The organism is Burkholderia lata (genome assembly GCF_902499025.1).
Taxonomy (GTDB): Bacteria; Pseudomonadota; Gammaproteobacteria; order Burkholderiales; family Burkholderiaceae; genus Burkholderia; species Burkholderia lata_C.
The window spans coordinates 1-12,847 of sequence record NZ_CABVPW010000036.1; the positions used below are offsets into that span (position 1 = coordinate 1).

The 12,847-nt window shown below is 69.7% G+C and carries 13 protein-coding genes; 8 read left to right on the forward strand and 5 right to left on the reverse strand.

Annotation, left to right across the window (positions count from 1 at the left end; all coding sequences use genetic code 11):
- The coding region (locus BDI24065_RS30145) for an exodeoxyribonuclease VII large subunit (RefSeq protein ID WP_302479480.1) at positions 1–446 on the forward strand (446 nt) is incomplete at its 5' end.
- A gap of 225 nt (positions 447–671) precedes the next feature.
- On the forward strand, positions 672–1,250 hold the full coding sequence (gene sodB, locus BDI24065_RS30150) for a superoxide dismutase [Fe] (protein WP_011352986.1): 579 nt from the start codon (positions 672–674) through the stop codon (positions 1,248–1,250).
- Between the two features lie 107 nt (positions 1,251–1,357).
- Here sodB and chrA read toward each other — a convergent pair whose 3' ends face one another.
- Both chrA and BDI24065_RS30160 read right to left on the reverse strand, forming a co-directional pair.
- Positions 1,358–2,569 carry a chromate efflux transporter gene (gene chrA, locus BDI24065_RS30155; RefSeq protein WP_175034310.1) on the reverse strand — a complete coding sequence of 404 codons (1,212 nt, stop codon included), beginning with the start codon at positions 2,567–2,569 and terminating at the stop codon, positions 1,358–1,360.
- Between the two features lie 86 nt (positions 2,570–2,655).
- Positions 2,656–3,363: a Crp/Fnr family transcriptional regulator gene (locus tag BDI24065_RS30160; RefSeq protein WP_175034311.1), complete on the reverse strand. Its 708-nt coding sequence runs from the start codon at positions 3,361–3,363 to the stop codon at positions 2,656–2,658.
- A gap of 81 nt (positions 3,364–3,444) precedes the next feature.
- Between BDI24065_RS30160 and BDI24065_RS30165 the strand changes: the two genes are divergently transcribed.
- The 3 genes from BDI24065_RS30165 (at position 3,445) to BDI24065_RS30175 (ending at position 5,718) form a co-directional block, all read left to right on the forward strand.
- The gene (locus BDI24065_RS30165) at positions 3,445–3,969 is read left to right on the forward strand and encodes a DUF962 domain-containing protein (protein ID WP_175034312.1); all 525 of its coding nucleotides are present in this window, start codon (positions 3,445–3,447) and stop codon (positions 3,967–3,969) included.
- On the forward strand, positions 3,962–5,008 hold the full coding sequence (locus tag BDI24065_RS30170) for a 2-dehydropantoate 2-reductase (RefSeq protein ID WP_175034313.1): 1,047 nt from the start codon (positions 3,962–3,964) through the stop codon (positions 5,006–5,008). The genes BDI24065_RS30165 and BDI24065_RS30170 overlap by 8 nt, the downstream gene beginning before the upstream one ends.
- 104 nt (positions 5,009–5,112) lie before the next feature.
- Complete coding sequence (locus tag BDI24065_RS30175) at positions 5,113–5,718, forward strand: methyltransferase domain-containing protein (protein ID WP_175034314.1); 606 nt, start codon at positions 5,113–5,115, stop codon at positions 5,716–5,718.
- A gap of 22 nt (positions 5,719–5,740) precedes the next feature.
- On the opposite strand, the gene BDI24065_RS30180 is transcribed toward BDI24065_RS30175, so the two are convergent.
- Both BDI24065_RS30180 and mdtD read right to left on the reverse strand, forming a co-directional pair.
- Positions 5,741–7,015 carry an EAL domain-containing protein gene (locus BDI24065_RS30180; protein WP_175034315.1) on the reverse strand — a complete coding sequence of 425 codons (1,275 nt, stop codon included), beginning with the start codon at positions 7,013–7,015 and terminating at the stop codon, positions 5,741–5,743.
- 210 nt (positions 7,016–7,225) lie between these two features.
- Entirely contained in the window at positions 7,226–8,662 is a 1,437-nt protein-coding gene (gene mdtD / locus BDI24065_RS30185) for a multidrug transporter subunit MdtD (RefSeq protein ID WP_175034316.1), read from the reverse strand.
- Positions 8,663–8,881: 219 nt separating this feature from the next.
- On the opposite strand from mdtD, the gene BDI24065_RS30190 reads away from it, so the two are divergent.
- Both BDI24065_RS30190 and BDI24065_RS30195 read left to right on the forward strand, forming a co-directional pair.
- The gene (locus tag BDI24065_RS30190) at positions 8,882–9,205 is read left to right on the forward strand and encodes a DUF2917 domain-containing protein (RefSeq protein WP_175034317.1); all 324 of its coding nucleotides are present in this window, start codon (positions 8,882–8,884) and stop codon (positions 9,203–9,205) included.
- Positions 9,206–9,666: 461 nt separating this feature from the next.
- Positions 9,667–11,058, forward strand: coding sequence for a CoA transferase (locus tag BDI24065_RS30195; protein ID WP_175034318.1), 1,392 nt, complete (start codon positions 9,667–9,669; stop codon positions 11,056–11,058).
- A 21-nt stretch (positions 11,059–11,079) separates the two neighbouring features.
- Here BDI24065_RS30195 and BDI24065_RS30200 read toward each other — a convergent pair whose 3' ends face one another.
- A complete protein-coding gene (locus BDI24065_RS30200) occupies positions 11,080–11,826 on the reverse strand; it encodes a GntR family transcriptional regulator (RefSeq protein ID WP_011352976.1) in 747 nt (248 codons plus the stop codon).
- A gap of 166 nt (positions 11,827–11,992) precedes the next feature.
- Between BDI24065_RS30200 and BDI24065_RS30205 the strand changes: the two genes are divergently transcribed.
- Positions 11,993–12,838 (forward strand): aldo/keto reductase, encoded by an 846-nt coding sequence (locus tag BDI24065_RS30205; RefSeq protein WP_175034319.1) that lies wholly within the window; start codon positions 11,993–11,995, stop codon positions 12,836–12,838.
- Positions 12,839–12,847 lie beyond the last annotated feature (9 nt).

Genomic DNA, 12,847 nt, shown 5'->3' on the forward strand with positions numbered 1-12,847 from the left:
TGGTGAGCCCGGCCGAGCGGCTGCAGCGCCAGCGCACGCACGTCGAGCAGCTCGCGGTGCGGCTTGCATCGGCGGCGTCGCGGCCGGTGCGCGACGCGCGTGCGCGTTTCGCCCTCGCGCAGCTGCGCTGGCAGCGCGCGCGGCCCGATCCGTCGCAGGCGCGCCAGGCGCTCGCGGGGCTGTCGCAGCGTCTTGCACTGGCGTTGCAGCGCCGTCACGAACGCGACACGGCTCGCGTGTCAGCCTGTGCGGCAAGGCTCGAGGTGCTGAGCCCGCAGCGCACGCTCGAGCGCGGCTATGCGGCGCTGATCGATGCACAGACGGGCCGCGCGGTGCGCACGCCGAACGCGCTGAAGCCGCAGCGCCGCCTGACCGTGCATCTCGCGGAAGGCTCGGCCGACGTGTCGCTCGCCGACGTGCAGCCGCGCCTGACCGATACGATCTGACGTAACCGGCGCGAGCGCAGCGCAGGGCGCGTAACGGGCAAATCGCGCGCAGGAACGGATGCTGCGCAACGCCGGGTCGTCCTGCCGGACGTTGCGTCAACATCGCTTTTCCGCATACCGCGGATAAATGGCCCGTGAGTTTGCGGGGTTATTCGTCCTCGCCTACAATCGGACGCTCGGCAGCATCCAACACAGCCTCCCTACATACTCAACGAAGGAATCGCCATGGCTCATACGCTCCCGCCGCTCCCGTACGCTGAAGACGCACTCGCGCCGACCATCTCGCTCGAGACGATCCAGTACCACTACGGCAAGCACCATCAGGCTTATGTGACGAACCTGAACAATCTGATCCCGGGCACGGAATTCGAAAACCTGTCGCTGGAAGAGATCGTGAAGAAGTCGTCGGGCGGCATCTTCAACAACGCCGCGCAAATCTGGAACCACACGTTCTTCTGGAACAGCCTGTCGCCGAACGGCGGCGGCGCACCGACGGGCGCGCTGGGCGATGCGATCAACGCGAAGTGGGGTTCGTACGACGCATTCAAGGAAGCGTTCACGAAGGCCGCAGTCGGCACGTTCGGCTCGGGCTGGGCATGGCTCGTGAAGAAGGCTGACGGTTCGCTCGACATCGTGTCGACGAGCAACGCCGCAACGCCGCTGACGACCGCCGACAAGGCACTGCTGACGATCGACGTGTGGGAACACGCGTACTACATCGACTACCGCAACGCACGTCCGAAGTTCGTCGAAGCGTTCTGGAACATCGTGAACTGGGACTTCGCAGCGAAGAACTTCGCGTAAGGTCCGGCGCCTGCGCGCCGCGACGGCGCGCGGCACCCAGCAAAAAAAGCCCTCGTTTCGAGGGCTTTTTTGTTTTCTGTCGACGTGGAGCGGCCGCGCGTGCCCGGTCAGGCCAGGACGCCGAGCCCCCAGCCTAGCGCCGCGCTCGCGATCACGACGGCCCACGGCGGCACGCGCCAGAACACCAGCGCGACGAATGCGACGAGCGCGGCGGCCAGGTCGCGCGGTGCCGCGATCGTGTCGGTCCAGACCGGGTGATAGAGCGCGGCGAGCAGCAGCCCGACGACGGCCGCGTTCACGCCCGCGAGCGCAGCCTGCATCCGCGTGCTGCGGCGCAGGCGCTCCCAGAACGGCGCGGTGCCGGCCACCAGCAGGAACGACGGCGCGAAGATCGACACCAGGGCGATCGCGCCGCCGAGCCAGCCGTTCGGCGCGTGGCGCAGCGACGCGCCGAGGAACGCCGAGAACGTGAACAGCGGCCCCGGCACGGCTTGCGCGACGCCATATCCGGCCAGGAACGCCGCATCGCCGACCCAGCCGGGCGCGACGACGGCCGCCTGCAGCAGCGGCAGCACGACGTGCCCGCCGCCGAACACGAGCGCACCCGTGCGGAAGAATGCGTCGACCACGGCAAGCGTGTCGGAGCGCAGCGCGCGGGCCGCGAACGGCAGTACGACGAGGAGCGCCGCGAACAGCACGAGCCACAGCACGCCCGCGCGGGGCGACACGTGCAGCGGCAACGGATCGTGTGCGCCACGCGGCGGCTGCGGCAGCAGCACGAGGCCGGCCAACCCGGCCGCGACGATCACCGCAACCTGCGTCCACGCGGCCGGCGCGAGCAGTGCGACGCAAGCGGCCGCGGCCATCAGCGTGACGCGGCGCGCATCCGGGCACAGCGTGCGTGCCATGCCCCACACGGCTTGCGCGATCACGGCGACCGACACGATGCGCAGCCCGTGAAGCGCGCCGGCTTCGATCGGCGTGCCCGTCGCGTGCACGCCGAGCGCGAACAGCATCATCAGCAACGCAGACGGCAGCGTAAAGCCGAGCCACGCCGCGAACATGCCTGCGTAGCCGGCGCGCGCGAGGCCGATCGCCATCCCGACCTGGCTGCTCGCGGGCCCCGGCAGGAACTGGCACAGCCCGACGAGATCCGCATACGTGCGCTCGGTGAGCCAGCCGCGCCGCGTGACGAATTCGGTGCGGAAGTAGCCGAGATGCGCGACCGGGCCGCCGAACGATGTCAGGCCGAGCCGCAGGAACGCGACGAATACCGGCCACGGATGGCGGGAGGGAGCGGAGGCGGTCGACGTGCTCAAGGCAGTGCGGGCGGATGGACGGACGTGCCGCCACGATAGCGCAACGCAGCGACGGCGGGGAGGCCGCGGGGCGGTCGTGCCGGGGCTCAGCGGATGCCGTCGGGCAATCCGCTCGCGCGCCGCAGCGCATCGACGTCGACAAGTTCGATTTCGCCGACGTGCAGCCGCACGACGCTGTCGGCCTGCAGCGCCTTCAGCAACTGGTTGGTGGTCTGCCGCGTCAGCGACAGCATGGCCGCGAGCTTTTCCTGCGACAGCCGGATGCGGGTGCGGCCGGCGCTGATCCCGCCGTAGCCGTCGGCGATCATCAGCAGGCGGGCGGCGAGCCGCTGCGCGGCCGGCATCACGCTCATCGATTCGACGGTCAGGAAGCTCAGGCGCAGTTTCTGCGCCATCAGCAGCGCGAATTGCCGCCAGTATTGCGGCGTCGCGTCGAGGATCGCGAGCAGCGCGGTCTGCGGGATGTGCAGCAGCAGCGCGTCGTCGAGTGCGATCGCGTCGTGCGTGCGCGGCTGGCCGTCGAACAGCGCGATTTCGCCGAACCAGGTGACGGGCTCGGCGACCGTCAGCAGCGCTTCCTTGCCCTGTGGGTCGACCGCACCTATCGTGAGTGAACCGGCCAGTACCGCGTACAGCCCGCACGGCGGGTCGCCGCGCCGGAACAGCGCATGGCCGGCCGGCAGCCGGCGCAGCGCCGCGCGGCCGAGCAGATCCGCGCGCAACGCGGGCGGCAGCGCGGCGAACCACGGGTTCGCTTCGATCTGCGGCAGGTACGGGGCGAGCGAAGAGGGCATGGGCACGCGATGTCGGGTAGCTGACAGAGGTTCTCGGGCGTGACGCGCATCATAGCGCTCAACCACCGACCAGGAGACGCGATGAAGACGCTCGAAGACCATCTTTCCCAGTATGCGGCCTACCACCGCGACGCGCGCAACATCGCGACGCATCTGGTCGGCATTCCGATGATCGTGTTCGCGGCCGAGGTGCTGCTGTCGCGGCCGGCGCTCGGGATGCTGGGCGGCATTGCGCTGTCGCCGGCGCTGCTGCTGGCCGTCGCGTTCGCGGTGTTCTACCTGCGCCTCGACCTGCGGTTCGGGATCGTGATGACCGCGCTGTTCGCGCTCGGCCTGTGGGCCGCGCAAGCGCTTGCGTTGCTGCCGACCGCGCAATGGCTCGCGATCGGCATCGGCGCGTTCGTGGTCGGCTGGATCGTGCAGTTCGTCGGGCACTGGTTCGAGGGGCGCAAGCCCGCGTTCGTCGACGATCTGGTCGGCCTGATGGTCGGGCCGCTGTTCGTCGTCGCCGAGGTCGCGTTCTTCGCGGGGTTGCGCGGCGACGTGCGCCGTGAAGTCGAGCGGCGGGCCGGCCCCGTGCACGGTGGCGCGCATTCGCATGTCTGACGCATCGGTCTGCGTGTTCGGCGCGGGCGCCGTCGGCTGCTATCTCGGTGGACGGCTCGCGGCGGCCGGTGCGGATGTGACGCTCGTCGGCCGCGCACGGATCGGCGACGCGCTTCATCGGCACGGGTTGACGCTGACCGACCAGCGCGGCTATCGCGCGACGCTTGCGCCGGCCGATGTCGCGTTCTCGACCGATCCGGCGGCTGCGGCGGCCGCGCGGCTCGTGCTCGTGGCGGTGAAATCGGCCGCGACGCATGAGGCTGCGGCGCAGCTTGCCGGCGTGCTGCGGCCCGGCACGATCGTGATCAGCTTCCAGAATGGCTTGCACAACGCCGACGTGCTGCGCGAAGCGCTGCCGGGCGCAACCGTGCTGGCCGGCATGGTGCCGTTCAACGTGATCGAGCGCGCGCCCGGTGCGTTTCACCAGGGCTCGGCCGGCGCGCTCGCGGCCGATGCGTCCCCCGCGCTGCAGCCGTTCACCGGTGCATTCGTGCGCGCCGGGCTGCCGCTCGCGTTGCATCGCGACATGCGGGCCGTGCAGTGGGCAAAGCTGCTGCTCAACCTGAACAACGCGGTCAACGCGCTCGCGAACCTGCCGCTGCGCGACGAACTCGCGCAACGCGCGTACCGGCGCTGCGTCGCGCTCGCCCAGCGCGAAGCGTTGCACTGGCTGGCGCGGGCCGCGATCCGGCCCGCGCGGTTGACGCCATTGCCGGCCACGTGGATCCCGGCCGTGCTCGACCTGCCCGATGCCGCTTTTCGCGTGCTCGGCGGCAGGATGCTCGCGATCGACCCGCTCGCGCGCTCGTCGATGTCCGACGATCTTGCGGCGGGGCGGGCAACGGAAGTCGAGTGGATCAACGGCGAGGTCGTGAAGCTGGCCGCGCACTTCGGCGCGCAGGCGCCCGTCAATGCGCGACTGTGTGCGCTCGTGCACGATGCGGAACGTGCAGCGGTGCGCCCTGCCTGGCGCGGCGAGGCGCTGTGGGCCGAGCTGACCGCGCAGGCGCTGCGCGCGGGCGACGTGCGGGCCGCGTAGGCCGCGCAACCCGTCGCACGGTGCGAGCGTGCGTGATGCCGCACGGGGTGTTCAACGGCTAAGATGCGGGGTGCGTCATACGACGCCTTTGCGGAGCTGTCACCATGGTGGATCGCCCGACTCTCGATGCGTACGACGCCCATGCCGCGCAATACGCGCAGGACTGGCTCGACCAGGCTGCGCCCGACGACATGTACGCGCTGCTGGAGCAGCATTTCTCGCCGGGACCGACCGCGGATGTCGGCTGCGGAGCCGGGCGCGATACGGCCTGGCTCGCGTCGCGCGGCTTCGACGTGCGCGGCTACGACGCGAGCGCCGCGCTGCTCGACGAGGCGCGGCGCCGCCATCCGGACCTCACCTTCGAGCTGGCCGCGCTGCCGGCGCTGGCCGGCGTGCCGTCCGGCGCGTTTCGCAACGTACTGTGCGAAACGGTCGTCATGCATCTCGAACAGGCGGAAGCGGCGGCCGCAGCCACACGGTTGGCCGAGCTGCTGATGCCGGGCGGCACGTTGTACATGAGCTGGCGGGTGGCCGGAAACGGGGCATTGCGCGACGAGCGCGGCCGCCTCTACACGCCGCTCGATTCGGCGCGGATGCGGGCGGCGCTCGGCGCCGGTACGCTGGTGATCGACGAGCACGAGGTCGTCAGCGCGTCGTCCGGCAAGCGCGTACACCGGCTGATCGTACGCAAGACCGCCGCTGCCGCATGAGAAGGCCGGTGCGGCGGCGCGTTCACTCGCGGTTGAGTGCCGCTTCCCAGTTGATGTCGACGCAGAGCACCTGCATGCCGGTCGCGACCGGCGCGGCGATCGACGCGGTCACGCACAGGTGCGCCTCGTTGATCGACAGGTAGGGCGGCGTCAGGTGCACGCGGCCCGGCGCGCGCATCGCGTCGATGAAGTACGGGCGACGCTCCCAGCTCGCGCCTTCGGAATGCAGCAGCGGCCGGAAACGCTTGGCGCGCTGCGATACGCTGCCGCGTGCGAGCACGTTGTCGCCGATCTGCCGCCCCGATGCGTCGAGCAGGAAGCAGCGCGCGGTCTCGGGCAGCCCGAGTACCACCGCTGCCGCGTCGGTGAGCGGTTCGCCCGCGCCGAGCTTGCGGCTCGCTTCCTCGAGCGCCGTGACGTACGGCGCGAGCCGTTCCGCCTGCGTGCGCTCGCGTTCCGCGACGCGCAGCCGCAACGCGGCCGACAGCGTATCCATGCAGCCCGCGGCAGCCTGCGGCTGCACCGGTTCGACGCTCGGCCCGGCGAAGTACTGGCCCTGCACGAAATCGACGTCGCACTCGAGCGCGATCAGCGCGTCGCGCTCGGTCGCGAGCCCGCCCATCAGCACGAGCTGCCCGGATTCGTGCAGCAGCGACACGAGCCCCGGCAGCACGCGTTCGAGATGCGAGTGCTCGCTCGCCTGCGCGAGGATGCCGCGGTCGAGCGTGACGATGTCGGGATGCAGGTGCCACACGCGGTCGATGTTCGAATGTTTCGCGCCGAACCCGACGAGTGCGATCAGGAAGCCGGCCTTGCGCAGCCCGTCGACGATCGCCGCGTAGCGCGGCGTCTCGCCGCCCGCCTGCTCGGGCACCTCGAGCACCACGCGGTGCGGCGGCAGCCCGAGCGCCTTCAGGTTCGCGAGCATCGCGTCGCTGTAGACGGTGTCCATCAACGCGGCCGGATGCAGGCTCAGGAAGAGCCATTCGTCATGGCTGTCGAACGCATGGAAGTTGCCGAGATGCAGCGATTCGGCGAGCCGGCCGAGCTCGAGCAGGTCGCCGCGCCGCGCCGCCTGCGTGAACACCTCGTGCGACGCCACCTGGCGGCTTTCCTCGTCGTGCGCGCGCAGCGACGCGTGATAGCCGATCGCGCGGCGGTGCGACACCGAGAAAACGGGCTGGAACACGCTGAACACGGTGTAGCCGCCGTACAGCACGGTGCGCCGGTTCCCGTCGTCGCCGGCGACGGGGCGGGGCGGCTGAAAGCCGGGGGGATCGATTTCGATCATGCTCATGATGTCGGCCGAAGGAAGACTGCCAGTTTACCTAGAGAATAGGCGAGCAAGAAGCGTGCACGGCATCGTACCCCGTGCGGCGGCGCGTCGCGGTCGGGCCGCCGGGTATTGCAGGCGTTTCAAATGCGCATCGCGGGGCCGCGCTGCACCGTAATGGTGCGTGCCGACCCGGTTCGGCGCGTGCTGCGTGTTGTGCGTCAGGCTTGTGCGTCAGGCGCGCTCGGACGGGTCGGTCTTGCGCGCGGTGCTGCGGATCTCGGGCGCGAGCTGCGCGAAGATCCATGCGGAAGCTGCCGTGATGATGCCGACACAGATGAACGTCGCATGGAACGCCGGCAGCGTATTGCTCGGCGTCACGGTGCGCAGCATACCGGTGAACGTCGCGAGCAGCGCGCCCGCGACCGTGACGCCGAGGCTCATCGACAGCATCTGCACGAGCGAGAACAGGCTGTTGCCGCTGCTCGCGCCGCCCGTGCCGAGATCCTTCAGCGTCAGCGTGTTCATTGCGGTGAACTGCATCGAGTTGAAGCCGCCGAACAGCGCGAGGTGCACGACCTTTACCCAGACGGGCACCGTGTCGTGCATCAGCGCGAAGCTCGCCATCATCACGCCGACCATGATCGTGTTCGCCAGCAGCACCTTGCGGTAGCCGTGCCGCGTGATCAGGCGCGTGATGATCCGCTTCGAGAACATCCCGGCCGCCGCCACCGGCAGCATCATCAGCCCGGCCTCGAACGCCGAGTAGCCGAGGCTCACCTGCAGCAGCAGCGGGATCAGGTACGGCATCGCGCCGCTGCCGATCCGCGCGAACAGGTTGCCGAGCAGCCCGACGCTGAACGTGTGGATCCGGAACAGCTCGAGCGAGAAGATCGGTTGCGGCGCACGCACCGCATACAGCCCGTATGCGACGAAGCACGCGAGGCTCAGGATCAGCAGCACGAGCACGGCCGCGTGCTGCATCCCGAGATCGGCGAGGCCGTCGAGCGACAGCGAGATCGCGACCATGCCGATCGTCAGCAGCAGATAGCCCTTCAGGTCGAAGCGGCCGACGGCCGGGTTGCGTGAATCGGGCATCGAGTAGAAGGTCGCGATGCAGCCCGCGACGCCGACCGGCACGTTGATCAGGAAGATCCAGTGCCACGACGCGATCTTCACGAGCCAGCCGCCGAGCGTTGGCCCGATCAGCGGGCCGATCAGGCCGGGAATCGCGACGAACGACAGCGCGGGCAGGTAGCGTTCGGCCGGGAACGTGCGCAGCACCGCGAGCCGCCCGACCGGCAGCAGCATTGCGCCGCCGACGCCCTGCACGACGCGGAACGCGACGAGCTGCGTCAGCGTATGCGCGTTTGCGCACAGCAGCGAGCCGAGCGAGAACACCAGGATCGCGCTGAAGAACACCCGCCGCGTGCCGAAGGTATCGGCGAGCCAGCCCGACACGGGGATCATCACCGCCATCGTCAGCGAGTACGCGATCACGACCGACTGCATGCGCAGCGGCGATTCGCCGAGGCTCGCGGCCATCGACGGCAGCGCCGTGTTGACGATCGTCGAATCGAGCGTCTGCATGAAGAAGCCCGTTGCGACGAGCCACAGCATCACGGTGAGGTTCTTTTCGCCGGGGGCGGCGGCAGGCGGGCGCTGGAACATTGGGGGCGGGATGATGGCGCGGGACAGCCGACATTGTAGGGAAAGCCATCGCGCTGTGCAGGTTCCGCGCAAGGGCGCCGCGAAGTCCGGCCGGCGGGTGCCCGTCCTCGTCGAGTGACCAGTACAGTTCAGCCGAAAGTGTCTGCAGCCGTATCTGTCCGTGTGCTGCCACTGTCCGAAATACTGATGCCATCGGACCCGTGCGACCAGGAGGCTGCCATGCGCGAACTGCGACTTTATGTGATCGACGGCGACGAGCCGGCCGGTCGGTGGCGGATCGTCGATCGCACCTCGCTGGAGGTAGCCGACGGCGAGGTCTGGGTGACGATCGAGGGGCGGCACGACGATCACTGGCTCGGCGTCGGGGATTCGCTGATGCTGATGCCCGGCATGCGCGTATGGGTCAGCGCGGAGTCGCACAGTGCGACGTTTGCGTTCGGTCCTGTCGAGGTGGCGGCCAGACGCGCCGCGCAGGCGTGGTGGCGGCCGCTCGCCGCGTGGCGTGACGGCCGGCGTCACGCGCCCGCGTCGCTGCCGACTTAGCACGCTCGGGGCTGGATCGGCGTTCTGACCGCGCATCGTTCGAGCGCATGCGCGATCCGGCCAGCCGTGCGGTTATCGGCGATCTGCGTGATCGGCGAGCCGGGCTCCGATACGCGTTGATCGAGCGACCGTTCGGCGATGCCGCCCAAGCGTTTCGCGTCGGCACGGCGGCGGGCGAGCCGACGCACTTTGGCCGCTTGCCGGCAGCGGCGCCCGGTTGTGCAACGCGGCAGCGAGTGCAGCAGGCTGCGGTTCACGGGCGCATGGAGGGAGCCCGCCGGCACCGGCGATGCCGGCAGGCTCTCAGCGCGCCGGGGATGGGGTGCTGGCCGCTCCGGCGGGGGCGCAGGAGACGCACCGGCGCTTCGACCGTGCGTGAGGCGCTGGCTCGCGCAATCAGGATTGCTCGCGACTGCCGCGACTTCTAGACTCGATCTTGTCTCCCCACCGCCCATTCCGCCATGACACCCGAACTCGCGTTGACGCATCTGTGGCGGCTCGCACACGGCGACCTCGACGCGCTGGCCCGTGCGACCGTGACAGGGCAGGATCCGACACTGCCGTCGACGTTCCGGGTCGGCACGCTGGCCGCGGCGACGGTAGCGGCAGCCGGGCTTGCGGCGGCCGAATGCCATCGACTTCGCACGGGCATCGCGCAATCCGTCGACGTGTCGGTGCGCGACGCGCTCATCGCGTTCCGCAGCGAGCGCTACCTGCGCGTGGACGATGGTCCGCCGCCGGAGTTGCGTCATCCGGTGACGGGTTTCTTCGAGACGGGCGACGGACGCTGGATCCAGTTGCACGCGAACTTCCCGCATCACCTGATCGGGATTCTCGACGTACTCGGCTGCGGCGCGCAGCGGGACGACGTTGCGGCGGCGATCCGCACGCGGGACGGCGCCGCGCTCGATACCGCACTGGCCGAGGCCGGACTGTGCGCCGCATTGATCAGAACACCTGACGAGTGGGCGTCGCTCGAGCAGGCGCGCGCGATTGCATCGCTGCCGCTGTTCGAGATCGAGCGGATCGGCGACGCGCCGGTCGAGCCGATCGGCCGCGGCGAAGCCAGCCAGCCGCTCGCCGGTGTGCGCGTGCTCGATCTCACGCGCATCATCGCGGGGCCGGTCGCGGGCCGCACGCTGGCGTCGCACGGCGCACAGACACTGCTCGTCAACGGCCCGCACCTGCCGAACATTGCGCCGCTCGTGATCGACAACGGGCGCGGCAAGCGTTCGACGTGGATCGACCTGCGGGACGCGGCGGGTATCGATACGCTGCACGCGCTCGCACGCGACGCGGATGTGTTCCTGCAGTCGTACCGGCCCGGCGCGCTCGCGGCGCGCGGCTTCGCGCCGGACGCGCTGGCGGCGCGGCGGCCCGGCATCGTGTACGTATCGATATCCGCGTACGGGCACGCGGGGCCATGGGCGCAGCGGCGTGGCTTCGACAGCCTCGTGCAGTCGGCGAGCGGGATCGCGTGGCAGGAGCAGCAGGCCGCGCACGCGGACGGGCCTCGCCACCTGCCGTGCCAGGCGCTCGATCACGCAACCGGCTATCTCGCGGCGTTCGGTGCGATGATCGCGCTCGTGCGCCGGGCGCGAGAGGGGGGAAGCTGGCACGTGCGGCTGTCGCTCGCGCAGACGGGACGCTGGCTGCAGTCGTTCGGTATCGTGCCGGACGGCCTGCAGGCGCCCGATTTCGCGCGCCCTGACGTGAGAGACCGGATCGAGCGCATTGCGTCGCCGTTCGGCACGCTCGACGCGGTGCGGCCGGCCGAGCGGTTGTCGGCGACACCACCTTCATTGACGCGCCCGCCCGTGCCGCTCGGCACCGACGATGCGCGCTGGCTGTGAGCGCCGGCGGCGTGGCGGGTGTTACTTGCGCAGCTCGACGACGAAGTCGTAGTAGTCGTTGCGGCAGTAGGTATCGGTCAGTTCGATCGCGCGCTGGTCGGATGTATAGCCGATTCGTGTGATCAGCAGCAGCGCGTCGTGCGGCGCGATGCCCATCTGCTCGGCAATCTCGTCAGTCGCGTTGACCGCGCGGAAATGCTGCAGCGCGCGCACGATCGGCGTGCCGCGTGCTTCGAGATAGCTGTACAGCGAGCCGCCGATCGCCTGCGGATCGGGGATCAGCGTCGCGGGAAACGTCGAATTCTCGACGGCCATCACGATGCCGTCGGCGAGGCGCAGGCGCTTCAGGCGCGTGACCGATGCGGCCGGCGACAGCCCGAGCTGGATCACTTCGTCGCGGTTCGCCGGCTGGATCTCGCGCGCGAGCCATTGCGAGCTCGGCTTGAAGCCGCGCCGTTCGAGCATTTCGCTGAAGCTCGACAGCCGCGACAGCGGATCTTCATAGCGTGGCTGGATGAAGTTGCCGGCGCCCTGCGTGCGGCGAATCAGGCCTTGCTCGACGAGCAGCGCGATCGCCTTGCGCGCGGTGATGCGCGAGACGCCGAGCGCATCGGACAGCACGCGCTCGGAGGGCAATGCCTCGCCGGCCGTCCAGCGGTTGTCGTGGATCGCATCGCCGAGCTTGCGGGCGAGCTGCAGGTAGAGCGGCGTGTCGTTGTCGGGGTCGGGGCGCAGGTCCTGCCAGCGGTCGTCCGTGGATGCCTTCATGGAGTGGGTATCGATCTGATTGCGGCCATTCTAAGTCATCACGTGGCGCCGTTATAGCCGGTTTTTGCCGTGCAATAGGTGAATCGCGCGCCGATTGACTACACTGATGCGTCGTATTCCATGGCTGGGCCGCGGTGCGCGGCCACGAATCCGCAACGAGGAACGCATGACAGACACGATCGCCACGGTCGTCCTGCCGGACGGCGAGACGATTCCGAAGCTTGGCCAGGGCACGTGGGAAATGGGCGAGCGGCCCGCCCGGCGCGCGGACGAGATCGCCGCGCTGCGCGAAGGCGTCGCGCTCGGGATGACGCTGGTCGATACGGCCGAGATGTACGGCGACGGCGCGACCGAGGAACTGGTCGGCGAGGCGCTCACGGGCCTGCGCGACGACGTGTTCCTCGTCAGCAAGGTCTATCCGCACCATGCGAGCCGGCGCGGTGTCGTCGCCGCGTGCGACGCGAGCCTCAAGCGCCTGCGTACCGATCGCCTCGACCTGTACCTGCTGCACTGGCGCGGCTCGGTGCCGCTCGAGGAGACGGTCGAAGGCTTCGAGGCGCTGCGGCGCGCGGGCAAGATCCGTCACTGGGGCGTCAGCAACTTCGATACGGCCGACATGGCCGAACTCGTCGATGAAGCCGGTGGCGAAGCGTGCGCGACCAACCAGATCCTTTACAACATTGCGCGGCGCGGCCCGGAGTTCGACCTGCTGCCGTGGCTCGCCGAGCACCGGATGCCGGCGATGGCCTACAGTCCGGTCGATCACGGGCGGCTGCCGAAACATTCGCCGCTCGACGAGATTGCGCGGCAGCGCGGGGTGTCGGTGATGCGCGTCGCGCTCGCATGGGTGCTCGCGCAGCCGGGCGTTTTCGCGATCCCGAAGGCGTCGCGGCTCGAACACGTGCGCGACAACCGGGCCGCGCTCGATTTCATGTTCAGCGATGACGAGCGCGCGCAGCTTGACGCCTACTTCCGTCCGCCACGCAGCAAGCGCGCGCTCGAGATGCTCTGACGACACCCG